The organism is Marinomonas spartinae (assembly GCF_016461715.1).
Classification (GTDB): Bacteria; Pseudomonadota; Gammaproteobacteria; order Pseudomonadales; family Marinomonadaceae; genus Marinomonas; species Marinomonas spartinae_A.
This window is the reverse complement of record NZ_JAEMUI010000034.1, coordinates 1-24,090: the sequence shown is the minus strand read 5'-3', so window position 1 is coordinate 24,090 and position 24,090 is coordinate 1. Positions and strand designations below refer to the sequence as shown.

Annotated in this window: 18 protein-coding genes; 10 read left to right on the top strand and 8 right to left on the bottom strand. The window is 45.4% G+C overall.

The window, feature by feature from the left end:
* Positions 1 to 52: 52 nt before the first annotated feature.
* Positions 53 to 787, bottom strand: a complete 735-nt coding sequence (locus JHD45_RS21230; protein ID WP_199478592.1) for a glutamine amidotransferase-related protein — start codon at positions 785 to 787, stop codon at positions 53 to 55.
* A 305-nt stretch (positions 788 to 1,092) separates the two neighbouring features.
* On the bottom strand, positions 1,093 to 2,427 hold the full coding sequence (locus JHD45_RS21225) for a glutamine synthetase family protein (protein WP_199478590.1): 1,335 nt from the start codon (positions 2,425 to 2,427) through the stop codon (positions 1,093 to 1,095).
* A 436-nt stretch (positions 2,428 to 2,863) separates the two neighbouring features.
* Between JHD45_RS21225 and JHD45_RS21220 the strand changes: the two genes are divergently transcribed.
* Positions 2,864 to 3,682, top strand: coding sequence for a helix-turn-helix transcriptional regulator (locus tag JHD45_RS21220; protein WP_199478588.1), 819 nt, complete (start codon positions 2,864 to 2,866; stop codon positions 3,680 to 3,682).
* Between the two features lie 63 nt (positions 3,683 to 3,745).
* Here JHD45_RS21220 and JHD45_RS21215 read toward each other — a convergent pair whose 3' ends face one another.
* A complete protein-coding gene (locus JHD45_RS21215; protein WP_199478587.1) occupies positions 3,746 to 4,594 on the bottom strand; it encodes a response regulator transcription factor in 849 nt (282 codons plus the stop codon).
* Positions 4,595 to 4,732: 138 nt separating this feature from the next.
* Between JHD45_RS21215 and JHD45_RS21210 the strand changes: the two genes are divergently transcribed.
* The 3 genes from JHD45_RS21210 to JHD45_RS21200 all read left to right on the top strand — a co-directional run bounded on the left by JHD45_RS21210 (position 4,733) and on the right by JHD45_RS21200 (position 9,822).
* A complete protein-coding gene (locus JHD45_RS21210) occupies positions 4,733 to 6,157 on the top strand; it encodes an aldehyde dehydrogenase family protein (protein WP_199478586.1) in 1,425 nt (474 codons plus the stop codon).
* Positions 6,158 to 6,384: 227 nt separating this feature from the next.
* Positions 6,385 to 7,758 (top strand): aminotransferase, encoded by a 1,374-nt coding sequence (locus JHD45_RS21205; RefSeq protein ID WP_199478585.1) that lies wholly within the window; start codon positions 6,385 to 6,387, stop codon positions 7,756 to 7,758.
* Between the two features lie 279 nt (positions 7,759 to 8,037).
* Positions 8,038 to 9,822, top strand: a complete 1,785-nt coding sequence (locus JHD45_RS21200) for a glycosyl hydrolase family 28 protein (protein ID WP_199478584.1) — start codon at positions 8,038 to 8,040, stop codon at positions 9,820 to 9,822.
* Positions 9,823 to 9,868: 46 nt separating this feature from the next.
* On the opposite strand, the gene JHD45_RS21195 is transcribed toward JHD45_RS21200, so the two are convergent.
* Entirely contained in the window at positions 9,869 to 11,581 is a 1,713-nt protein-coding gene (locus JHD45_RS21195; protein ID WP_199478583.1) for a thiamine pyrophosphate-dependent enzyme, read from the bottom strand.
* Between the two features lie 251 nt (positions 11,582 to 11,832).
* On the opposite strand from JHD45_RS21195, the gene JHD45_RS21190 reads away from it, so the two are divergent.
* From JHD45_RS21190 to JHD45_RS21170, 5 genes are all read left to right on the top strand, one after another.
* On the top strand, positions 11,833 to 12,504 hold the full coding sequence (locus tag JHD45_RS21190) for a response regulator transcription factor (RefSeq protein WP_199478582.1): 672 nt from the start codon (positions 11,833 to 11,835) through the stop codon (positions 12,502 to 12,504).
* Positions 12,497 to 13,930 carry a sensor histidine kinase gene (locus tag JHD45_RS21185; protein WP_199478581.1) on the top strand — a complete coding sequence of 478 codons (1,434 nt, stop codon included), beginning with the start codon at positions 12,497 to 12,499 and terminating at the stop codon, positions 13,928 to 13,930. The genes JHD45_RS21190 and JHD45_RS21185 overlap by 8 nt, the downstream gene beginning before the upstream one ends.
* Positions 13,927 to 15,024, top strand: coding sequence for an ABC transporter substrate-binding protein (locus tag JHD45_RS21180; protein ID WP_199478579.1), 1,098 nt, complete (start codon positions 13,927 to 13,929; stop codon positions 15,022 to 15,024). The genes JHD45_RS21185 and JHD45_RS21180 overlap by 4 nt, the downstream gene beginning before the upstream one ends.
* Before the next feature lie 99 nt (positions 15,025 to 15,123).
* Complete coding sequence (locus tag JHD45_RS21175) at positions 15,124 to 16,077, top strand: TAXI family TRAP transporter solute-binding subunit (protein WP_233407981.1); 954 nt, start codon at positions 15,124 to 15,126, stop codon at positions 16,075 to 16,077.
* Positions 16,078 to 16,087: 10 nt separating this feature from the next.
* Positions 16,088 to 18,040, top strand: a complete 1,953-nt coding sequence (locus JHD45_RS21170; RefSeq protein WP_199478577.1) for a TRAP transporter permease — start codon at positions 16,088 to 16,090, stop codon at positions 18,038 to 18,040.
* A 134-nt stretch (positions 18,041 to 18,174) separates the two neighbouring features.
* Here the strand turns inward: JHD45_RS21170 and JHD45_RS21165 are convergent, their stop codons facing one another.
* Positions 18,175 to 19,410: an NAD(P)/FAD-dependent oxidoreductase gene (locus tag JHD45_RS21165; protein ID WP_199478575.1), complete on the bottom strand. Its 1,236-nt coding sequence runs from the start codon at positions 19,408 to 19,410 to the stop codon at positions 18,175 to 18,177.
* Between the two features lie 131 nt (positions 19,411 to 19,541).
* Between JHD45_RS21165 and JHD45_RS21160 the strand changes: the two genes are divergently transcribed.
* A complete protein-coding gene (locus tag JHD45_RS21160; RefSeq protein ID WP_067019084.1) occupies positions 19,542 to 19,967 on the top strand; it encodes a VOC family protein in 426 nt (141 codons plus the stop codon).
* Between the two features lie 70 nt (positions 19,968 to 20,037).
* On the opposite strand, the gene JHD45_RS21155 is transcribed toward JHD45_RS21160, so the two are convergent.
* From JHD45_RS21155 to hisC, 3 genes are read right to left on the bottom strand one after another with little or no spacing between them, the layout of a single operon-like run.
* Positions 20,038 to 21,216, bottom strand: coding sequence for an alpha-hydroxy acid oxidase (locus JHD45_RS21155; RefSeq protein WP_199478573.1), 1,179 nt, complete (start codon positions 21,214 to 21,216; stop codon positions 20,038 to 20,040).
* Between the two features lie 50 nt (positions 21,217 to 21,266).
* Positions 21,267 to 22,643, bottom strand: coding sequence for an FAD-binding oxidoreductase (locus JHD45_RS21150; protein WP_199478571.1), 1,377 nt, complete (start codon positions 22,641 to 22,643; stop codon positions 21,267 to 21,269).
* A 37-nt stretch (positions 22,644 to 22,680) separates the two neighbouring features.
* Positions 22,681 to 23,832: a histidinol-phosphate transaminase gene (gene hisC, locus JHD45_RS21145; protein WP_199478569.1), complete on the bottom strand. Its 1,152-nt coding sequence runs from the start codon at positions 23,830 to 23,832 to the stop codon at positions 22,681 to 22,683.
* Between the last annotated feature and the right edge of the window lie 258 nt (positions 23,833 to 24,090).

Here is a 24,090-nt window from a genome sequence, read left to right as displayed (position 1 = left end):
GCCGTTTCTATGGTTATAGCCGATTAATTTCTCTTAACAAGAGACAACTTTGTCAGTGGGACAATATTTCTTCGGAGCAACGGGGTTGTGTCAAAAATTCCCCAATCCAAGCTAACATTTGACTCGATTGTAGATCTTCACTATAGAGACTATCCCTTGCTTGACTCAATATGTCTGGAGCTAACATGTTATCGTACATATCCAACAAGCAACCTTCGAACTTACGGGAAAACTCAGGGTGTCCCTGTACCGTAAGAATATGATCTTCATACAAAAGCCCCGCGAATTCACAAAAGTCAGACCGAGCAAACACCTTTGCCTGCGACGGTTTCTCCACTATCTGATCTTGATGGAACGCACACACAGCAAAGTTTTTTTTGCCTAACTGTGCCTGAGCCATTTGATCGATTACTTCGTATCGATGGATACCCACGCCCCACCCTCCTTGGTAGCGATCAACCTGCCCCCCCAACGCTTGCGCAATAATTTGATGACCAAAACAAATGCCCACCAAAGGCTGTTTATGCTCATCTATGGTGCGTATCAGAGCTTGTAAACCTTGCATCCAAGAAGAATTCTCATATACAGCCGATTTTGACCCAGTAATTAACCAACTATCACAAGCGACATGACTTTCAGGAAATTCGTCATCACGCACATCATAAGCCTCAAAGGATACCTCAGGATGCAAGACCTCCAATGCTTGGATAAACATATCCGCATAGGTAGAAAACTCTGAACTCAAGTGCTCTGGCGTAGTCCCTGCCGCTAAGATTCCAATTTTCATTAACTACTCCTCTAGTCAATTTACCCCACAACACGCTTTTGACGACACATAATGCATAAAGTAATAAGCACAGATAGTGCCACTGCGACGATCATAAGAGTGACTAAGGCATTTCCCTTAGGTGTGATCTCTAATAGAACGTTGGAAAAATCATAGGTAAGTAGATATAGACAAGACCAAAAGACACAACAGAATCGGTTTGCAACCATGCGGTTGATAAAATATATAAGCCCTGAGACAGGGTTTATCACACTGACTCAGGGCTCTTTAATTATGACGCGTCGTTTGTCATTTTGTGATGACATCTATAAGTAAGACTTGTATTCAATGTCTGAGATCTGCCCAAACAAACGGTTTTGCTCCTGTTCTTTGGCTGCTGAAAAAGCATTAACAAAGGCTTCGCCAAGATATTCGTTTAGAAATTGGCTATCTTTAAAAAATTCTGTTGCATCGTCCCAACGGCTCGGCAGACTTTCATACAAGTCCACTAACGTGTAGGCATTGCCTTCAATCGGACTAGGTGGCGACATTTTATTTTCAATACCATTTAAAGCCGCACCCAACACAGCCGCCAATACCAAGTATGGGTTCGCATCCGCTCCCGATACTCGATGTTCAATTCGTCTAGCAGCGTTAGGACTTTCTGGTATGCGGACCGCTACCGTGCGGTTACCGTATCCCCAACCTGCGAAGGTTGGCGTATACGCCCCGGCTTGGAAACGACGATAAGAGTTCAGATGAGGGGCAAACACCAACATACTGTCAGCCATGTGATTCAGTAATCCAGCAACCGCTTGCTTTAATAAAGCGGAGCCTTCATCTGTGCCGTTATCAAAGACGTTTTTCCCGTCTTCATCGATCACACTAAAATGCACATGCATACCATTACCACTTTCATTTGGATAAGGTTTTGCCATGAAGGTCGACGCCATACCATGCTTTCTAGACACGCCGCTAATTAGGCGCTTAAACATACTGGCGTGATCTGCCGCGAGTAGCGCATCATCAGTGTGCACCATGTTAATTTCAAATTGGCCGGGGCCTAACTCAGAAATAATCGTATCCGCTGGAATATTCTGTTGATTACATGCTTCTCGCACATCCGCGAAGAACACCGCCAAGCCATCCATCTCTTTCACTGAATAACAATCCGTTTCTTGTAAACGGCGACCATTACCATTGCGCACAACAGGAGGAATGGGACGTTGTAATGTTTCCGACTCACGATCTAAAAGATAGAACTCAAGTTCCGTTGCCACAACAGGCGTTAGACCCAGTTTTTTATAGCGATCAACAATATTTTTAAGTATTTGACGAGGATCCAGATGACAAGGCGAACCATCTGGTTTATGGATCATGGCAAGTATTTGCTTACGAGGTTGTTCTGCCCAAGGCACAGGCACCGCTTTATTTTGCACGGGAAGACAGAGCCCATCACTATCACCCGTTTCAAACACTAAGCCATTTTTGAGAACATCATTCCCCCAGTTATCCAGCGCAACAACAGATAAGGGTAGCTTCATCCCTTCTTGCATAATCTCTTCTATACTTTCCGCTGGGAAACGTTTGCCACGCAAGTTGCCATTAAAGTCCGTTATAAACACATCAAACTCGGTTGGCTTCTCATCATTTACTAACATATACACTACTCTCTTTTGGATTATATACCGCTATAAAGCACCTTACTCTCAACAATTATCAAGAGTAACTATCCCCTAGTGGGTATATGAATAGCGCGTTATTTCGACATCGACAAAAAGCCCTCGCACCACAAGCTAAAAATAGACCTGTCAATTCCCTATTAAAATCAATGATATTTCTCTTCTTACATGGGCATTTTTTAAGAGAATTAAGAATGTTTCTTATGGTCTAGAATGATTTTTACCCGCAAAATTATCTTTGGCCCAAGCTTTGCTAAGAAAATGTGTGATGGATTGAAAAAGAAAGAAGGGCAACATGAAAGCCCCCAAAAAAGACAATAATAGTCCATGTGCTCTATAATGAAACATCCGTCAGGGTTATGGCGAACAGCACACTTTCGTCTAAAAAGTGATGAAAGTAAGATGAGGAATGCCTATGTTACAACGATACAAGAACGGCCAGATCTCCCCATCAGACTTGATGAAAGACTTAGCCGTTGTTACCAGTCATTTGCGAATTCACAGTTTTCCTTGTGTCTTAGAAAGCTTTTTAAGTGGCTTATGTTATTTTGACGATATTAATCTCATTACTTATAAAAAAACCTTTAAACCCATTCTAATCCACCCAAAGATTACGCCAGAAGAAAGCCCGACGCTCCATGCTTATCTTAACAATTTTTATTTATTAGACCCGCTCTTCAATGCCATACAACAAGGCGTGTCATCTGGCATTCACCGCTTAGCCGATTTAGCACCGGATTCTTTTGAGCAAACTCGTTACTATCAACAGTGCTATCAAGCATTTGATTTAGTCGACGAAATAAACATTCTGATTAACCTTAATCGCTCAACCACATTTGTGATTACCTTAGGTCGCAAAAAAACCGTTGGCTCAATATTACGCAGTGAACTGAATAACCTGAAAATGGTTTTTCCCATGATTGAATCACTGGTTCAACAGTTTTGGCTGGCCCAGTCTCAAAATTATGTGGATAACGTCAGGAGAAACAGTCCTCTTAAGCAAGCACTTAAAACCTTTGCTAAAGGTGTCTTAACCGATAGAGAACAAGAAGTGCTCGGTCTACTATTACAAGGGCACTCTTCAAAGTCCATTGCAGACCAACTTGGTATCAGTGTCGGCACGATTAAGGTACACCGTAAAAACATCCACAGTCGTCTCAACACAAATAATCAGGCCGACATTTTCACCTTGTTTTTACAGCACTTAGAAGGGCTAGAGCCCCTCAGAGCTTAAAAAAAGAGCAGTATCTTGTTCGTCCACAGTGCCTCACCAATGGATGGAATTCAGTACTAACCATCATGGCGCCTGAACGATGGTTCTTGCGTTCATATAATAACTCAGTGGATCACCCTCCATATCGTCGTGAATACTCATGACCGAATCTAAAAACAGATTAAATAGCTCGCCTGCCGTCGTCACATCCAGTTTAGCGTAAGCATTTTTACGGTGTAATTTGACGGTTTCAACAGAGATATGAAGGCGCTCTGAAATCGCTTTATTGGAGTAACCATGCAGAATCATCCCCACAGTTTGGCTTTCTCTATCGGTTAACAAACTCGTGCCAAAGCCGTCCAAGGCAATTTCTAAACGCTGCCGCAAATTAAACGAAGGGGAGCTATGTATTTCTTTCGTCCAATGCTGCTTTACCAGCCAATCAACCATCGGACAGATATCGTTTAACCGCTTTAAAGTGTCAGCATCAAAGACGTCTTGTTGATTCATTCGGCTTAGCGAAATGTTGATAAACGCATCATCATTGCCCAGCCAAATAAGATAACCACACTCATCATTTAAACCACTGTTTTTGTAATAAGCGTGATAATACTCACTCTTCTTAAACCCCTCTGGGGAAAGCTCAGACAAGGCAAAAAAACCCTGTTTTTGGGCTTTTGTTGCGGCCATGTAATAAGGATCAAGCAAAAAAGTGCCATTTAAAAACTTATCAATCGAGGTCTGTATAAGACCATTGGGAAGTTCATTGTATTCCACTCGAGGCATGGTTTTTGATGGATAAGCTAAAATAGTGATATTGTCGATATCCACCAGCGCTTTAAACATAGAAACCATTTCGGGCACAAATGCCTCGGTCCCCAAATAGGAAGATAGGCGCACTGAGTGCTGACTAAAAAGGGCTAAAAAAGACATAGTTCCAGTTGCTCTTATTATATGAATACAAAACAATAAGCAAATCCATTGCCAAAACGCCTCCCCCATAGGAGGTATGTTTTCTACCTAACAAGGTCGCTACAATCGGTAAACACGCTACGTGAAGGAAGAGACACCATGAAACACTATAATAAATTCTATATCAATGGTACTTGGGTGCCATCCGACAGCACGTCTATTAAGGAAGTGATTAATCCCTCTACGCAAGAGGTCATTGCGCAAGTCAGTTTGGGGAAAAAAAGCGATGTCGATCAAGCCGTCACCGCCTCGCGCAACGCCTTTGTTTCCTGGTCACAAACGAGCCGTGAAGAACGCTTAGCCGTTTTAGACCGTATTATTGCAGTCTATAAAACTCGCCTCGAAGACATGGCTCAAGCCATTACCGCCGAAATGGGAGCGGCCATTTCCATGAGCCGTTCAGCACAATCTCCCATTGGCATGTTGCATTTTATCACTGCTCGGGATGTATTAGCCGACTTCTCCTTTGAAAATGAACTGGGCGATAGCCACATAGTAAAAGAGCCAATTGGGGTATGTGGCTTTATCACTCCATGGAACTGGCCGATGAACCAGATTGCTTGTAAAGTTGCACCAGCTTTGGCCTGTGGCTGTACTATCGTGCTAAAACCGAGTGAAATGACGCCTCTTTCAGCTCAATTATTTGCGGAAATTCTCCATGAAGCAGGCGTCCCAGCTGGTGTATTTAATATGGTGTATGGGGATGGACCAGAGGTCGGCTCCGCCATTAGCAGCCACCCGGATATTGATATGGTTTCCTTAACGGGTTCAACCCGTGCAGGGGTACAAGTCTCTAAAGCCGCGGCAGATAATATCAAACGTGTGTCACTGGAATTAGGCGGTAAATCTCCCTTTGTGATCCTAGACGATGCCGATTTCGAGGGCGCAGTTCGTTGGGGAGCCAAGCAATGTTTCCGTAACGTTGGGCAATCATGTAACGCCCCAACACGCATGCTAGTACCCGCAGCCCTTCACGATCAGGCAGTACAATTGGTCAAAGAGACCGCCTTGAATACTCGAGTCGGAGATCCATTATCGGAAGACACTGACATCGGTCCCCTATCCAACGCACTGCAATTTGACAAGGTCAATGGCATGATTCAAAACGCCGTTGATGCCGGTAACGAACTGATCGTCGGTGGTACTGGTCGCCCTGACGGTCTAGATAAAGGGTATTTTATTCGCCCTACCGCATTTGCTAACGTACGTAACGATTCAACCATTGCCCAAGAAGAGGTCTTCGGTCCAGTACTCTGTATCATTCCTTACCACAGCGAAGAAGAAGCCATCCAAATTGCCAATGATACGCCTTATGGATTGGCCGCTTACATCGAATCGGGCAGTTTAGAACGCGCCCGTTCTGTAGCGAGAAAAATGCGCGCTGGTACCGTCTATCTCAACCGTAATGATTTCGATCCACGCGCACCATTTGGCGGCTACAAACAATCCGGTAATGGACGTGAATGGGGCGAGTTTGGTTTCCACGATTTTCTAGAAATCAAAGGCATTGTTGGTTACCAATAAGCATTTAAGCTCAGTCTTACCACTGGCATCTGTAGTAATCCTAGCACTCACCATACTGGTGAGTGCATTGCCATTCCCTACCTAAAAGGGTAATCCCAACCGATCCCTTTTGTAGATACCATAAGCGACAATGATACCTTAATCGAGTCGTTATCGACTTTCACTTGTTTGCCATTAAAGGGGAGCACTCCTAAGCAAACGAACCTTATTGTCATAGGAGAGCATCCATGAGCAACAAACCTCTAGGGCCCACAACAGAGGCTCTACGCGCTTTAGATCAAGCCCACCACATACACCCCTTTACTGATGTGGGAGCGTATCAAAAAAGTGGTGGCCGAATCGTCACCCGTGGTGAACATATTTATTTTTATGATTCAGAAGGCAGTAAAGTACTTGATGGCATGTCAGGCCTATGGTGCTGTAACCTTGGCTACAGCCAACCAAAAATTGTTGAAGCCATTCATGAGCAGCTGCAAGTGCTGCCTTTCTACAACAACTTCTTCCAATGCTCTAATGACACAGCAGTGAAAATGGCGGAAGCCATGGCACAAGTCACTCCTAACCATTTAAACCATGTGTTTTTCACCAATTCTGGATCAGAAGCAAACGATACCAACATCAAAATCGTCCATCGCTATTATCAGATTCTTGGCAAACCAGAGAAAAAGCACTTTATCGCCCGTAACAATGCCTATCATGGAAGTACCGTTGCCGCTTCTAGCCTATCGGGCATGACCTTCATGCACGATCAGTACACCGGAATTGATTATGTGCATCACATCCAACAACCCTATTATTTCGGTGAAGGTGGCGACCTTACGCCAGAAGAGTTTGGTCTACAAGCCGCCCGTGAGCTAGAAAAGAAAATCGAAGAACTTGGCGAAGACAAGGTCGCAGCTTTTATCGCTGAGCCTATTCAAGGGGCCGGTGGTGTGATTATCCCACCAGACTCTTACTGGCCAGAAATCCAGCGCATCTGTAACGAACATGACATTTTATTGATCAGTGATGAAGTCATCTGCGGATTTGGCCGTACAGGTAGCTGGTTTGGTTGTCAGACCTATGGTTTTAAGCCGGATCTGATGACGTTTGCCAAAGCCGTCACCAATGGTTTCCAAGCCCTCGGCGGTGTGATGATATCTGACAAAATTGCGGAAGTTCTTGCTCAAGGCAAGGGAGATTTTGCTCATGGCATGACTTACTCGGGCCATCCCGTTGCCTGTGCAGCCGGGCTCGCCACCTTGGATATTCTGCGAAGCCAACATACCATTGAAAACATGGCGAAAGATGTCGGTCCATATTTCGAGCAGCGCTGGAAATCCCTAGAAGCGCACCCTATCGTCGGCGAAGCGCGCGCGAAAAACATGGTCGCCGCCTTAGAGTTAGTCAAACACAAAGGCTCAAAGGAACGTTTAGCCCCCAACGCAGCAGCCACTATCGTTTGCCGAAATCAAGCCATTAAAGAAGGCTTACTGGTACGCGCCGTCGGAGATGCCATAGTGTGCGCGCCACCAATCGTCTGTAGCAAACAAGACGTTGACATCATTATTGAACGGATGTTCCGGGCGCTTGACTACACTGCAAAACAATATGCGCTATAAGAATAAGTGAAGCGAAAAAGGGCGAGCGACAACAACTCGCCCTTATCTTTTCTCTAGTCACTCTTTAGCAGCCACGCTTTAGCCGTCACTCTCCCTAAACTCCCCTCACCTCGAATCATCTAGTTGTGATACTTGTACCGTGTTTAGAAACAGTACAATCTGTCATAAAAACGTAAACTCAATTAACAAGCATAAAAAAAACCGCAATATAGGACGCGATTACTCGTTTAATCATAATGGACTAACCAAAGAACTCTAATGGATGATAACTAAGTGACCATGAAATACATCGTATCTTTTATCAGAACAGGCCTAGCTCTCCTAACCATTCTAGCAGGCATGGCTCAAGCAGCAGAGAGGCTTAACATACAATCCCCTGCCGCCAGTGCCGACGACCATAGCCTCCTCTTGACTTGGACACCACCGGACAATATTACCGACATTCAGGCTTATCAGATTTTAGAAAACGGTCATGTTATCGGGCTGGCGAAAAGCCACAACATCTACTCCGCTGCTAAGCCGTTTATTGATCACTTTTACAAGAACAACCCAAGCGACTTCACCCAGAAAATCGTTTGGCAAAGCGCTAAAATCAGCGATTTATCCCCTAATACAAGCTATCAATTTCAGGTTCAGGCACTGGATAAAAACGGCAAAATACTTAACACAAGCCAAGTATTAACACTGAAAACCACCCCGCGCCCTACCCAGCGCAACATTACCGCCTTTGGAGCAAAAGGGGATGGCAAAACCGACAACACACACTTCATTCAACAGGCCATTGCCAGTTGCCCAGCACACTGTGAACTCACCATTCCAGCAGGCACCTTTGTCACAGGGGCTATTTACCTAAAAAGCAACATGACTCTTCATCTCGCCAAAGGTGCCAAGTTACTCGGTTCAAGCCATGCTGATGACTACCCAATCATCAACAAAACCCCTTCAGCCTTAATCAATGTTCTGCAATCCCCTGCTACCGACAGTAAAACATTCACCAATATACGCATTGTCGGCAGCGGCACTATTGATGGAAATGGCTGGAAACAATCGGCCAATCGTTATCAAAACTATTTACAGCACGATCAACCACACTACTTACACGGCAGCAATAAGCTCTATAAGGACTATGGTTTACTGGCCAAATCACAAGTCGAAAACGGTATTCAACACAGCATGTCGGCTCATAAAGCCTATGGCAGCATGCGTTCTAACCTTGTTTACCTAAGAAAAGTAACCAATCTGTATGTTGAAGGTGTCACCCTTCGTAACCCAGCGAACCATGCGATTGTCAGTAGCAGCAATAAAAACGCGACATACAACAGCATTAAAGTGGAAACCTATGATGTCAACAATGGTGATGGCATCGATATCAGCCGAGGCACAAATACCTTGGTGTTGAACAGCTACTTCGATGTGGGAGACGACGCCATTAATTTTGCCGCAGGAGCAGGCGCTAAAGCCGCGTCCGAACAGGGCGTAAACGGGGCTTGGCTCTTTAATAACTTTATCTATCACGCCCATGGTGGCGTTGTCTTAGGCAGTCGAACAGGCTCTGGTATTAAGCATATTATGGCGGAAAATAATGTCATGGTGAAAACCGATATAGGCCTGCGAGCCAAAAGCAGCGATGCTATAGGCGGCGGTGCCTCTGATGTAATTTTTCGTAATACGGCCCTGTCAGACTTAGCGGATCAAGCCTTTTTACTGACCCTTCAATATGGCGACCCAAACGAAGTAACCCAGTATCAGCCCGCCAGTACCCCCGCACAGTTCTCTGACTTTAGCATTAACCATGTGTCCGTGGACGGCATCGCAGGGAAAAAGCCCTCCATTCAAATCCTCACCGGCTTTACACATTCTTCTTATCATAAAAATATCTATTTCAATGATGTCCATCTGAAGAATGTGATGCCAACGGATATAGAAGATTTGCTAGACAGCCAGTTTAATAACGTCACCTTTTCTCACTTGAAAAAAGGCACAAGCCCTTGGCATTTCCGCCATGTATCCGGCGTTACCGTCGATGGCAAAGAGGTTTCAACAAAGACGCCAGACATTGATTGACGTCTTTGTTGATGCTTACGATTTTATTCAAACAGGATAATCGACCTTAACGGACAAAGTTATCACGTATTAACGAGACCACTTCATCTGTACGACCATTTAGAACGGCTTTAATGCCAAACATGGCCGTCGACATGACCTGAGACGCTTCAATCTTCGGCGGCATCACCAGCTCCATTCGGCTGACTCTGACATCCAATAGAGCAGGTTTATCGGTGTCTAACCACTGTTGCATGGCTTCTTCCAACTGATCGGTTTTATCCACTCGGAACCCTTCTAAACCTAGCGTTTGCGCTAGGTTTGAAAAGTCAGGATTTTTCAAACCAGTAAAGGCATCCAACAAGCCTTCAACACGTTGCTCCATTTCAACAAAACCAAGGGATTCATTGTTAAAAATCAGCAATTTAACGGGAATATTTTCCTGAACCAGTGTTAATAAATCTCCCATTAGCATACTCATTCCCCCATCACCACACATGGCGATCACTTGTCGATCTGGGTAGGCGTTAGCAATCCCCAGCGCTTGCGGATAAGCATTGGCCATAGTGCCGTGGAGCAGACTGGTTAAAAAACGGCGTTTCCCCGTCGCAGTTAAATGGCGTAATAACCACACCATGGGCGAACCACCATCAGCCGTGAAAATGGCGTCGTCTGCTGCCAGTTTATCCAAGGTATGAGCGACGGTTTGTGGATGGATCAATGATTGTCCAGATTCCGCCTCTTGCACGTACTCCGCTTTGTCTTTTTTCCATTGCGTTAACGCTTTGTCTAAATGGGCTTGATCGTTTTTCGGCGTAAGTTTTGGTAGCAAAGCTTGGAGAGAATCTGCAACGTCCCCCACTAGACCAAGATCGATGGGGCTACGTTTACCTAAATGTCTGGCATCAATATCAATTTGAACGATTTTGGCTTTCTCTGGATAAAACTGGCTATAAGCGAAATCGGTACCAAGACAGATTAACAAGTCACAATCCATGACCGCCTCCATCCCCGCACGGTTGCCTAAAATTCCTGTCATTCCTACTTGATAAGGGTTGTTAGGCTCAATAAATTCTTTCGAGCGAGAACTGTGAACAATGGGGGCTTTTAATAACTCCGCCAGCTCAATCAATTCTTCGCAGGCATGCTTTGCGCCAATGCCAGCGTACAAGGTAACCCGCTCTGCATTGTCAATCATGGTGGCTAATTCAGCGATTTCAGAAGGATTAGGACGAATGGTTGGTTTAGCGGTATGTACCCGCCAATTGACATCATTAGCCACTTTTTCTTGGAACATATCGCCATTGACGACAATCACCGCTACCCCGTTTTTTGTCAGTGCCGCTTGCGCTGCTTGAACCGTAATGCGACGCGCTTGGTCTGGATGAGAAATGCGTTCACAAAACACAGAGCATTGATCATAAAGGGCTTTTTGATCCACTTCTTGAGGAAAGTTCAGACCCTCTTGCCGACGATCCACCTGAGAAGCAATCAACACCATAGGCGAGCCGTTACGATGGCTTTCGAAAATACCATTAATGAAGTGCAAGCTGCCTGGACCGCATGTTCCTGCGCACAATGCTAACTGCCCCGTCATATAAGCTTCGCCACCAGCGGCCATGGCCCCCACTTCTTCATGGCGCACATGCACCCAATCAATATCAGACCGACTGAGAACGTCAGTAAAGTGGTTAATGGTATCGCCAACGATGCCATAACAGCGCTTAGCACCCGCCTCACTTAGGGTATCAACAATGATATCGGAAACAGACTTGCTCATCTCTACTTACTCCTTACGGTCATGATAGATGCTTTTTATAATGGGCTATTCGCATCCAGCCTGCACCCTAAAGTTGATATTATCTACATATCTTCAAATAGGGAAAAAGTAAGAGGCGGTCAACAGACAAGCGAAGCGGTTTTTATGCGAATGTATAGGTATTAGGGCATTTTTTATCTTAAGATACGCTAAGTAACGACGAAAAATATAAAAACAAAGCCTTATGAAGGGTAAATAAAAAGTGATGAATCATGCGAATTTTAGTAGTAGAAGACGATAAAATTCTCGGTGAAGCCATTTGCCAAAGAATGAGTCGAATGGGCCACGGCATCGATCTCGCCACAACCGGTAAAACCGCCCAACAAATGTTGGATTTACAACAATACGACTTATTGTTATTAGACCTCAACTTGCCAGATACAACGGGCAATCACATCCTGGCAAACCTCAGAAAAAAACACGCTCATACCCCCGTCATCATTCTCACGGCTCGTAACCAAGTGGAGGACAGAATTACTCTGCTCGATTTGGGGGCCGACGATTACCTGACTAAGCCCTTTGATTTTGGCGAATTAGAAGCACGTTGCCGAGCCTTACTGCGTCGAAGTCATGGACAAACCCTCAATACCATTGAATATGGCAACGTCTCGCTTGATCTGGACGCCTGTAAAGTCACCGTGAATAGCACGCCTATTGATATCAAACAGCGAGAATTTCGTTTACTGGAAGTCTTTATGACGCATACAGGTAAAGTGCTCAGCAAAGAAGCCCTGATCGAACATCTCTACAATTTTGATGATAACCCTAACACCAGCGTTATCGAAATCTACGTCGCCCGTCTTCGTAAATCGCTCCATGATAGCGACTTTAAGATTCGTACTATTAGGGGATTAGGCTACCTACTGGAAAAAAGGCATGATTAAAACTCGATCATTGCGTCGACAATTATTAGTCATGACCTTCATCGTCTTACTCTTCATCAGTAGCCTCGCGCTCTGGGGAGCACACATTTATGCCAACCGCACCACAAAAATATCCTATGACCGGCTACTTTACGGCGCGGCATTGCAAATGGCGGAGAATATCACCTTAGTTAACGGCAAAGTCATCATCGACTTACCCATATCGGCCTTTGAGACCCTGTCGTTATCCAGCTCCGACCGAGCCTTCTATTCCATTATGAATACTCAGTACCAAGTTTTGACTGGCTACAAAGATTTACCGGATATTCCCTTTCCCCAACTCATCAGAGAGTCGCAACAGAATCAACCGATAAAGCCCCTTTATTATGAATCAAACTACCGTGGTGAGCGGGTGCGTTTTATTATTTTAAGCAAGCGATTGCTGGAGGCGGATAAGAGCAAAACCGTATTTGTAATCGTAGGACAAACCATGGAAGCCCGCGCAAAAGCCGCTAAAGAGTTCAACCAAATCGCCCTGCAGTTTGTTAGTGTCTTTTTCATTATCACCATGCTGTTATTACTGTTTGTGATTTGGCAAGTGCTGCGCCCTCTTCAATCCATCAAGCAAGCGATAACCGAACGCTCTTCTTTAGATCTGTCGGCATTAGATATCCATGTGCCGAGCGAAATTGCGCCACTAGTCGGTAGTATTAATTACTTTATGGCCCAGCTCGATAACACCTTACAACGTTTAGAACGCTTCACGGCCGAGTCCGCCCATCAGATTAGAACGCCGCTTGCCGGGCTCATCTCACAAGCCCAAAATGCCCTAGATGAAAAAGATGCAGCCCTTAGAAAACAACAACTGGAAAACATATTAGAAAGCAGCCAATTGCTAACCCAAACCGTCAATCAATTGTTAAACAGAGCCACCCTAACACACCGCTTTCAAAGTCACCCCTTCTCATTCCTCTCTTTGGATGAGTTAATCAAAGACACTTGCCGCGAACTTGTTGTCTGGGCATTAGAAAAACACGTCGAAATTGCTTACGTAGGTGACGCTAAAACCAATATTTTGGGGGATGAATTTGCCCTCAAACAAATGCTGCACAACATCATTGAAAACGCCGTTAAATACAGCCCCGAATATGGCACGGTGGAAGTGGAATTGATGACCCAATCAACGGCGTCCAATCAAGCATTGTCCAACCAAGCAACGCTGCAAATACGGGATCAGGGGGTTGGTGTCTGTGATGAGGATAAACTTCATATCTTCGAGTATTTTTACAGAAGCGCGGATAATGTGGCGGCGGGTTCGGGGATTGGTCTCTCCATTGCCAAAGAGGTAGCAGAGCACCACAAAGCCACCTTTCACCTAAAAGATAATCAACCGACAGGGTTAATTGTTGAGATTGTGTTCCTTTGCGTTGAGGAATCAAAACAATGAAATATTACTTAGCTTTTTTGTTTTGCTGTTTTATCGCCTCTGGGGCTGACTCGCAACCGTCCACTCCCTCGCCTTCCAATACCACCGACACCTATAGCTACCCAAGTTTAGCCAAGCAAACCGTCCTTTTAACAGTTCACGGTGCGCTAGATCACGCCCTAATTGCCCCTCTTTTTAGGGCATTTATAGCGCAACATCCTCATACTCAGATTCAATATACCGAGTTGAATACCAATGCCCTTTACCAGACCTTTTTAGACGCCCCACAAGAACGGCCAGACATTATGATGAGTCCTGCCATGGATTTACAATTTAAACTGGTCAACGATGGCTTCGCTTTACGCAACGACTCACCGCCGCCTCAGTCTCTACCAATGGATTCACAATGGCGACAAGAGCTCTTCGGCTTTACTTATGAGCCCATTGTAATGGTCATCAATACTGACATTCTTACTGGTTCCCCGCTGCCCACCAGCCGCGAACAATTACTCACCTTAATACGGGACAAAGACCATCTTTTAGACGGCAAAATCGGCCTCTTTGATATCAAAAAAGTCGGACTTGGCTATTTGGCCTGGTCATACGATAGCCAGCAATCTCGCACCTATGGGCGCTTATTAGAAGCGTTTGGCAATCATAAAGCGCAACTCTATACCGACACGCACACCATGCTTGAAGCCTTGTTAAAAGGTGACCTGTTTATTGCCTACAATCTTGTTGGTTCTTATGCCTTTCAATGGAGCAAAAAATACCCATGGATTGTCACCTTAATGCCCACCGACTACACAAGCATTATCATGCGAACTGCTTTTATCAACCGACAGACAGCACACCCCAAAACCGCCAAATCTTTTATCGATTTTTTACTGTCTCATCATGGGCAAAGCTTACTCGAAGCCTCTGGCATCACACCTTTAGATCATCATATAACGGGGCAGAATAGTCGTCAGGCCTTACAAAAATTGCCTCATGGTATTTTCCGTCCGATTCCTTTAGGCCTTGAACTGTTGATCCAAACAGACTCCGCTAAAAAGCAGCTCATCTACGATGAATGGGATGAGGCTTTAGGTTCCTCTACGCCACTGTCTCAATAATGACAAGCAAACTGTCAGCCCCATGAAAGGTTCGTGAAAGGTTTCTGTCATACACTGCCCTAAGGAAAATAACAATAATATCGATCCTTGGAGCATCTTATGTCTATGAAAGCATGGTTTAACAAAGCCGTTATCGTTGGTGCGCTTTGCAGCACACTGATCGCCACACCAGCCCTTGCCACAGAACGAATCTCTATTGGTACCGGCGGGACAGGTGGTCTCTTTTACGTCATGGGGGCAGGCATTTCCCAAATCATCAATACATACATGCCTAACGCCACCGCCCGCGCCGAAGTCACAGGGGCATCAATCGAAAACAATTATCGTGTGGCCGCAGGTCAAATGACGCTGGGGTTATCCTCCTCTTCCACCTTATATGAAGCCAAACAGGGCATTGGCCCATTTAAAAAAAGCGGGAAATTGGATGTGGCGGCTATCGCCTACCTTTATCCAGCGGTATTACAAGTCGCCACCATTCAAGGCACAGGTATAAAAGATTTTAAAGACCTAAAAGGCAAACGCGTCAGCATGGGACCTCCGGGCAGTAACGCCGCTGTTTTAGCCACACGTTTACTCAAAGAGTATGGTGTGTTTAAAGACATTACACCACGCTTTTTATCCTATACAGAAGGAGTAAAAGCCCTAATCAATGGTCAAGTCGATGCGGCGGTCGTTTTGGCTGGCGCGCCAACAGCGTCATTGATTGACTTGGACTCACAACGCCACATGACACTCTTGTCAGCCAGTAAAGAAAGTATCGATGCGTTGATCAAGAAATACCCCTTCTACCAAGTTTACTCTTTACCCGCTGGCACCTACCCAGATCAGAAAAAAGCCGTCACCATGATCAATGATCCTGCGGTTCTGTTCACCAGTGGCAAAGCCGATCAAACGAAAATTTATAACATTACCAAAGCCATTTTTGATCACCTCGATATGTTAAGAAAAGTGCATCCATTGGCGAAAAAAATCTCCCTGAAAACCGCCCCCAATACGCCCATTCCACTGCACCCTGGTGCGAAAAAATATTTCGATGAAATGAATAAGCAGTAGGAGAGTCATCATGGCGAAGACCACACTCAAAGACCTACTGTTTGATACTAAGACGGTTGGCAACAAAGAGCGAATTTGTCTGTCCATCCTATTCAGCGTTATCGCCGTGGCGGTCGCCGGATTGGTGCTCTATGGCGCTTACTATGGGGGGATTACGGCATTGCTATTGAGGTCGTTATTCTTCTCCTTGGTCTCCGCCTCTGCAATGCTCTTTTTTGCGTTGAAGTATCAACAAACCTGGCTTCGCCTTGGCTTTTACTTATTCGCTGTGATTGCCCTGATCCCCGGCCCCTATTTATGGCATAACTACATGGACATCATCATGCGTGGTGCCATCGCTATTCCACAGGATACTTGGATATTTATTGGCCTTATCTGTGTTGTCTTTCTGTTTGTCAGAATGGCCGTCGGGTGGGCACTGATTGGTTTAATGGCCCTAGCACTACTCTATGCGTACTATGGCTACTTAATACCGGGAAAATACGGTAATGGCGGGTTCGACATCAGTCGACTCACCTCAACCCTAATGCTTTCTACCGAAGGCATCTATGGCATTCCTATGGGTGTCGCGGTGGAATATATTTTCCTATTCGGTTTATTCGGTGCCATTTTAACCAAAATAGGCACAGGCGAGGTATTTGTTGATTTAGCCCGAGGCTTAACCGGACGCGTCCAAGGTGGACCTGGGCTATCTGCGGCGTTATCCAGCGCGTTACTTGGCTCTTTAAATGGCAGTGCCGTGGCAAACGTCGTCACCACCGGCACCTTTACCATTCCCTTAATGAAACGGGTAGGTTACAGCGCAAAACTCGCCGGTGCCATTGAAGCCGCCGCGTCGTCTGCTGGACAAATCATGCCTCCCGTCATGGGCGCCGCAGCCTTCTTAATGGCAGAAATCATCGGCATCCCCTATTCAGAAGTGGCACTGGCGGCGCTTATTCCTGCACTACTTTATGTTTTAGCCTTAATGATCGCTGTCAGACTGGAAGCGGGCCGTTTAAATCTCGAAAGAGATACAGAGGCAGGCTTAAAACTCCTACTGAGAACCCTCAAAAAGAAAAGCTACTTATTATTGCCCCTCGTCGTGCTCGTTGGCCTTATGGTTTCTGGGGAGTCCCCCACACAAGCCGCTGTCATGGGGATTTTAGCGGGCTTTTTCGTCAGCCCTTGGAAAGCTGAAACACGCATCAACATCGTCGATATTATTGCCGCTTGCAAAGAAACATTGATCAATACCCTACCGATCGTCGCGGCGGTGGCATCGGCAGGTGTCATCATTGGGGTGTTAAACTTAACAGGCTTGGGCTTAATGTTGTCTGGGTTGATTATTTCCTTAGGGAATGGACATTTATGGGCTGTGTTGCTTCTCACCGCTGGCGCATCTTTTGTGCTTGGAATGGGCTTACCAACGTCCGCCGCTTATCTATTATTAGCGGTTCTCGTTGCGCCCGCCATGACACAAATGGGCATGGCACCGTTATCGGCCCATATGTTCATCTTTTACTATGGGTTAGTGTCTGCCATCACACCACCAGTTGCCTTGGCGGCCTATGCCGCTTCCACCATTTCCGGTGCGGATCCTACCGAAACGGCCATTGAGTCCATGCGTTTGGGCTTTGTGAAACTGTTGGTTCCTTTCTTGTTTGTCACTATGCCAGGCATTCTATTGATTGGTTCAACCTCCAGCATCATTGCCGCCATTGTGATCGCCGCATTAGCAACAAGTGCCATGAGCATTGGCTTTTCAGGCTGGTTGAAAAACAACTTGAGTTGGTTCATACGAGGTTTGTACGTTATCGCAGCCATATTGATTGCATGGCCACAAGCCGCAACGGATTTTTCCCCACACATCATCGGCGCGAGACTACTAGGGTTAGCGCTGTTCGTTATACTGCTATGTAAAGCTGCAAAAGGGCAAAGCTCGCATCCACATGAGAGCCAACTCGAAAAATCCACCGCTTAGTTTGGCATCTGTGACAAAAAGCCCAACAACAGCCATAAAAAAAGAGGGTGATGATATTGATCATCCGCCCTCTTTTTCTCTTTCTAACGCAGCCTTATCTTTTGAATATAAGCAGCCGCCCGATTCAGCCACTTTCATAGCAATCGTTCACGAGGCGACAGTGCGGTAATCAATTCATTGGATTCACCATTCATTGCCTGCATCAGCAATGCCGACGTTGTTGGCCCCAACGTGAACCCTTGATGACCATGGCCAAAGTGAAACCACAAACCTTTATGATTTGGTGCTTCACCAACAAGGGGCAACATATCTGGCATGCAGGGTCGTGTACCAATCCATTGCGGTTCTTCTATTTGTTTTCCCACATCCATTAATTGATTGAGAGCTTTGACGCCACGCACTAATTGACTGGTCTCCGCTGGAGAATCCATCGGTACTAAGGCCGCCCCCGTGGTGATTCTTAGCCCTTGCTTCATGGGGGCCGCTAACACGCCATTTGCGGTATCTAAAAAAGGCCGATTTAAATGGGTAGGCATAGCAAAATGCCCATGGTAACCACGCTTGTACACCATTGGAATCTGATAACCAAAACGTTTCAGTAACTCTGGCGACCAAGGTCCCAAGGCAATCACCACCTGCTCTGCTTCACGTTCGCCATCACTTGTCAGCACACTCCAACCATTCGCAGTATGCTGCAAAGTATTGGCGTCCCCCGAGACGAAGCTTCCGCCCCGTTCAACGAATAATTCACAATAAGCTTGAGTTAAGCCGCCAGGCGACGAACAACTCCAACTTTGCGTAAAATGCACCACACCTGCCGGTGCCGCTTTTAACGCGGACTCTTCTTGTTGATAGGCTTTGCCATCCACAATGCGCGATGTTACACCATATTCCTGACGTAAAAATTCGGCTTTTTGGGCCGCCTTTTCAAACTCATCCGATTCACGATAAAACATGGCTAGCCCATCGCGCTGGATAAGATCTTCAGAGAGAGAATCGCGAATCAGCTCCTCATGGTCTGCCGTCGAGCGAAACGTTAATTGGGAATAAATTTTCGAGATCTGTGCGTGTTTCTGCGGCGCAGAGTGACGTAAATAAGACCATAAAGCGGGCGCCATGTTCAGCACGCCATTTAAACGCCAAGTCACATCATTACTGACTTCAAACAGATACTTGAAGAGTTTGGAGAACTCCCTAGGTAACGCGTAAGGCTCTGCTGCTTCTACTTGAATAATGCCCGCATTGCCATAACTGGTTTCCAACCCAGCGCCTGTTCGGTCCACCAACGTGACCGTATGTCCTTGAGTCTGAAGAGCCAAAGCACTGCTCACACCAACCATACCTGCACCCAAAACAAGAAATTCCGCCATATTCCTACCTCGACATCCTTTCAGTGAAAAAGCCTTTATCTTATTCACTATAGCAATATAAGTCGCCATTAGTATAAATTAGCTGTCACAATGATGTATCAGCGCATATTTTCACCATAGGAGACCCCATTATGAGTCTACAACCCTTCCACCTTGCTATCCCCGTCTATGACGTGCCGCTGGCACGGGCTTTTTATCGCGATGTCTTTGGACTGGAAGAAGGCCGTTCTGCACCAGAATGGGTAGATTTCAACTTTTTCGGCCATCAGCTCGTCATCCATCATCACCCCAAAATGCCCTATCAAGAACACGCGGGCACCAACGCAGTAGACGGACACAATGTGCCTGTTCCACATTTTGGTGTGGTATTAACATGGGAGCAATGGGAAGCGTTGGCAGAACGCCTAACCGCTGAAAAAACCGACTTTATCATCGAACCTTATATTCGCTTTAAAGGCCAAGTGGGCGAACAAGCCACCATGTTCTTCCTCGATCCATGCGGTAATGCCTTGGAATTTAAAGCCTTTAAAGACATGGGGCAGCTGTTCGCGAAATAACAAAGCCGATCCCAAGGAAGGCGGAATGGAGAAAGCGTTACCTTGTTTCCGTCTTCAACGATCTGAGTCGCTATGATCTTGATAAGTAAAGATGGTCTGTCGAAAGATCATCAAGGCGTTTTACGCCCATCAAATTAAGACAACGAACAAGCTCTTCCTCTAAAATGTCCAGCACTCGAGTCACACCCACTTGTCCACCCGACGCTACACCAAATAAAGTAGCTCGTCCTAACAACACCCCATCGGCACCAAGCGCGACCGCTTTCACTATATCGCTAGCACGGCGCACACCACTGTCGAGCAATATACTTATTTGCCCCCTTACCTTAGGCGCTATCTGCTGTAAGGCTTGAATAGACGACAGCGCGCCATCGAGTTGACGACCACCGTGGTTGGAAACAACAATTCCATCCAACCCTAGCTGGACCGCCTTAATCGCATCGTCTGGATGCAACACCCCTTTTAGGATCATGTTCCCCGACCATTGATCGCGGATTTGTGCCACTCTTTCCCAGTCCAGCAAAGGGTCTAGCTGCTCAGAAATAAATTTCATCGCCCCAAGCGCACTCTTTTCATCTTCAGGCAAATAAGGCGACAGGTTACCCATGGTTGGTAAACCATTAGGCCACATAACTTGGCGTATCCAATTAGGATGCAACAACACATTCAACTTATTCGCCAAAGTGAGCTGACGAGGCCTCACAAAGTTTCGCCTGTCCCATTCTCGATTACCGACAATAAGCGCATCCGATGTAATCACTAGCGTGCTGGCTTCAACCGCTTTCGCTCTGGCTAATAAGTCTTGGCTAGCCCGCAGGTCTTTCAGCGCATACAGTTGAAACCAAAAATCGACATCTGGCACCGCTTCACGTACTTGCTCCATGGAACAATTTGAAACAGTACTCAAACAAAAAGGAATTTGCTTAGCGCGGGCCGCTTTCGCTAGCGCAATATCGGCCTGAGGCCACAACATTCCATTGTAACCGCTTGGCCCGATCATCATAGGCAGAGCACTTTTCGAACCAATTAACCTCGCATTAATCACAGGTCGGTGATTCGGCACCAAGGTGTGAGAGGCCAAGCGGATATCCGAAAAATCAGACTGGTTACGTGACAATGTCTGCTCATTTTCCGCGCCACCTGCCAAGTACTCCCAAGCAAAGTTTGGTAAGCGGCGCTGTGCCAGTGCCGCCATCTCAGCGACGCTCTGTATTCTAGAAAGATCAGAACCTCGATAAAATGTCCGCATAGTAATTCCTAATAGAGTGACACATAGACAAACTCCCTCTCTCAGTGACGTTATATGAGAACCACTTTTGAAGGGTTTAAAATATTAAAAGGGTCTAACGCTTTTTTGACGGTCGCCATCATGTCTAATGCTTGAGGTGAAACAGAATGATGAAGATAATCTCGCTTTAACGTTCCTACGCCATGCTCGGCAGAAATAGAGCCCTTAAACTCTTCCACACATTGATAGACGATTTTATCGACCTCTTCTTCGGTAATATTCACATCCGAGTTCGCATCAACCGCCAAATGCAAATTACTGTCACCAATATGTCCGAAGTTAACGACTAACGCATTTGGCCAACGCTCTAGCAAAGAAAGACGACACGTCTGTACAAATTCATTAATGCTACCGATGGGTAAACTGATATCAAAATTAATAGGGGAAAGTTTGACTGGAAACTCAGAGGTTGCTTCGCGGATTGTCCATAATTGCTCTCTTTCTCGCAATGACGAAGCGATCACAGCGTTCTGTATAAGCTCTTCTTCAAACGCTTTTTCCAAACTTTGATGAAAAACCTCTTCGCTCACGCCTTTCGATTCTATCAGCACATAAAACGCATACTCATTTTCGATTGGCGGATTATCTGGACACGACCAGCTGCAACTCATGGTGTAAAAATCCTGCCACATCATTTCAAAGGCGTGAATATTCTGATTCAACTCTTTTTGCATAAGATGTAACAGTGCAACACCGTCTTCATAGCGAGCAAACGCACAAAGCGCTGTTTGAGCATCCCCCGGTATTGGGGTTAACTTTAAGGTCGCTTTTGTGATAATCCCTAGAGTGCCTTCACTGCCAATAAACAACTGCTTTAAATCATACCCTGCGTTATTCTTAAGCATCTTATTTTGCAAATTCAGTATCTCGCCACTCGCGGTTACGACTTCCAGTCCTAAGACCAAATTCCGCATCATGCCAAAACGAATCACATTATTTCCACCTGCGTTTGTGGCAATAGTACCACCAATTTGACAACTTCCTCTGGAGCCTAAATCCAAAGGAAAATAACGTTCCGCTGCTATCGCTTTTTCCTGAACCGTTTGCAATGTTGTGCCAGCTAACACAGTCATCGTGTTAGCTTGTATATCTATCTCTTCAATACCATTCAGCTTTTCTAAACTAATACAGACATCCGCTTTAGAAGGACGAGCGGCTCCAGTCAACCCCGTTCGCCCCCCTTGAGGCACGACAGACTGCTTATATTTGGCACATATTTTTATAATGTCCGACACCTGTTGAACATTCTCCGGCAACAAAAGTGCCATGGGAAGTACAGGCGAGCAACTGCTCCAATCTTTTTGATAACTCAAATCAATGGCGTCATCTTGCCGAATTTGCTCTGGCTTAAGCCGTTCTTGCAGTTCCTTCAAACATTCAGAGTTCATGGTATGCTCCACTATGTATTATTCTTTTAAAATCAATTCACTGGTTAACATGAGACAACGCGGTACGCCCCAACAAAGAAGCTAAACTCGTAATAAACAATTGGTTATCTTCAGCTTTTCCGATAGAAACTCGTACAAAGTATTCATAACCGGGTTCCATCCATGGTTTCACAATCACGCCAAACTTCAATAACTCATCAGCAAGATCTGTTGCTAACCACGACGTCGAAAAAAAGAGAAAATTCCCTTTTGATTCATAGGGAGACACGCCTAAACGCTTTAAATCTTGTTGCATCTTTTTGCGGGCAATATGATTCCAATGAATCGTTTTTCCCAAGTGATTATCATCATCTAACGCCGCTATAGCGGCCACCTGAGCTTGGCGGTTCACATTAAAAGGCGTTCTGACCTTATTCATATATTCAGCCAAGGTCACAGGATAAAAAACCCCATAGCCTATTCGCAGGCCAGCAAGGGAATAAGCTTTAGACAAGGTTCTAAGTAACACAAATGGCTTACCCGACGCTTTCAAAAGTGCGAGTACATCAGGATAGTCCAATTCGCCTTGTGCGTATTCATAATAAGCCTCATCAAAAACCAACAACGTCTGCTCGGAGACATTCGCTAATATATCATTCACATCGTCTTGACTTAAACTGCAACCAACGGGATTACTCGGACTGGCGATAAAAAACAGCTTTGGTTTTTCACTACGCAACAAAGAAGTGATTCTTTCGATATCAAACTCCAGCTGCGACGTCATTGGAGCGATAACCATCTTTGCTCCACACGCAGTCGGATAGAGAATATGCAATCCAAATGAAGGGACAATGGTCATTACTTTGTCACCCTCATTGATAAACGCGCGGGAGATGATACTGATTAGATCTTCTGAACCATTACCGAAGACCAAGGACTCTTCGGCAACCGTTAACTTGTCAGCTATTTTTTTCCTTAACAGGCTACAATTTGCATCAGGATAATGGGACAAATCCCCCGCTCGACTTAAAGCCTTCATGACGGAACTTGATGTTGGGAAAGGGTTTTCATTACTCCCTAACTTAGCGACTCGATCAACCTGAAAACGAGCCTTTAACCCTTCAATAGACAATCCTGCGTTATATTTCCCAAGCTTAGCAACATACCTATTAACCAGATGATCTATCGATAAATATTCTTTTTCCGTCACAATTTCCACCTTTAAAACAAGCAGTTAGATAAATGACTAAAAACCATATTAGATGTATATACATGTATATGTGGGTGACAGTATATACACTATTTTTTTCTTCTGTCGACTGCTCTTTATAAAAAAATTCATATTTAAAATTCAATAAAAGTCTGAAGTACTAGAAAACCGACATTAAATAGGCTTAAACAAAGTTGCACCGAATTGGTTCAAAATAATCATTTTTTGGGCATTTGAAGTGCTTTTACATTCATTTAT

Bases quoted from the DNA above. Each gene is read 5' to 3' on its own strand.
- JHD45_RS21230 (WP_199478592.1), bottom strand. From the start codon at position 787: ATGAAAATTGGAATCTTAGCGGCAGGGACTACGCCAGAGCACTTGAGT.
- JHD45_RS21225 (WP_199478590.1), bottom strand. From the start codon at position 2,427: ATGTTAGTAAATGATGAGAAGCCAACCGAGTTTGATGTGTTTATAACG.
- JHD45_RS21220 (WP_199478588.1), top strand. From the start codon at position 2,864: ATGTTACAACGATACAAGAACGGCCAGATCTCCCCATCAGACTTGATG.
- JHD45_RS21215 (WP_199478587.1), bottom strand. From the start codon at position 4,594: ATGTCTTTTTTAGCCCTTTTTAGTCAGCACTCAGTGCGCCTATCTTCC.
- JHD45_RS21210 (WP_199478586.1), top strand. From the start codon at position 4,733: ATGAAACACTATAATAAATTCTATATCAATGGTACTTGGGTGCCATCC.
- JHD45_RS21205 (WP_199478585.1), top strand. From the start codon at position 6,385: ATGAGCAACAAACCTCTAGGGCCCACAACAGAGGCTCTACGCGCTTTA.
- JHD45_RS21200 (WP_199478584.1), top strand. From the start codon at position 8,038: ATGAAATACATCGTATCTTTTATCAGAACAGGCCTAGCTCTCCTAACC.
- JHD45_RS21195 (WP_199478583.1), bottom strand. From the start codon at position 11,581: ATGAGCAAGTCTGTTTCCGATATCATTGTTGATACCCTAAGTGAGGCG.
- JHD45_RS21190 (WP_199478582.1), top strand. From the start codon at position 11,833: ATGCGAATTTTAGTAGTAGAAGACGATAAAATTCTCGGTGAAGCCATT.
- JHD45_RS21185 (WP_199478581.1), top strand. From the start codon at position 12,497: ATGATTAAAACTCGATCATTGCGTCGACAATTATTAGTCATGACCTTC.
- JHD45_RS21180 (WP_199478579.1), top strand. From the start codon at position 13,927: ATGAAATATTACTTAGCTTTTTTGTTTTGCTGTTTTATCGCCTCTGGG.
- JHD45_RS21175 (WP_233407981.1), top strand. From the start codon at position 15,124: ATGTCTATGAAAGCATGGTTTAACAAAGCCGTTATCGTTGGTGCGCTT.
- JHD45_RS21170 (WP_199478577.1), top strand. From the start codon at position 16,088: ATGGCGAAGACCACACTCAAAGACCTACTGTTTGATACTAAGACGGTT.
- JHD45_RS21165 (WP_199478575.1), bottom strand. From the start codon at position 19,410: ATGGCGGAATTTCTTGTTTTGGGTGCAGGTATGGTTGGTGTGAGCAGT.
- JHD45_RS21160 (WP_067019084.1), top strand. From the start codon at position 19,542: ATGAGTCTACAACCCTTCCACCTTGCTATCCCCGTCTATGACGTGCCG.
- JHD45_RS21155 (WP_199478573.1), bottom strand. From the start codon at position 21,216: ATGCGGACATTTTATCGAGGTTCTGATCTTTCTAGAATACAGAGCGTC.
- JHD45_RS21150 (WP_199478571.1), bottom strand. From the start codon at position 22,643: ATGAACTCTGAATGTTTGAAGGAACTGCAAGAACGGCTTAAGCCAGAG.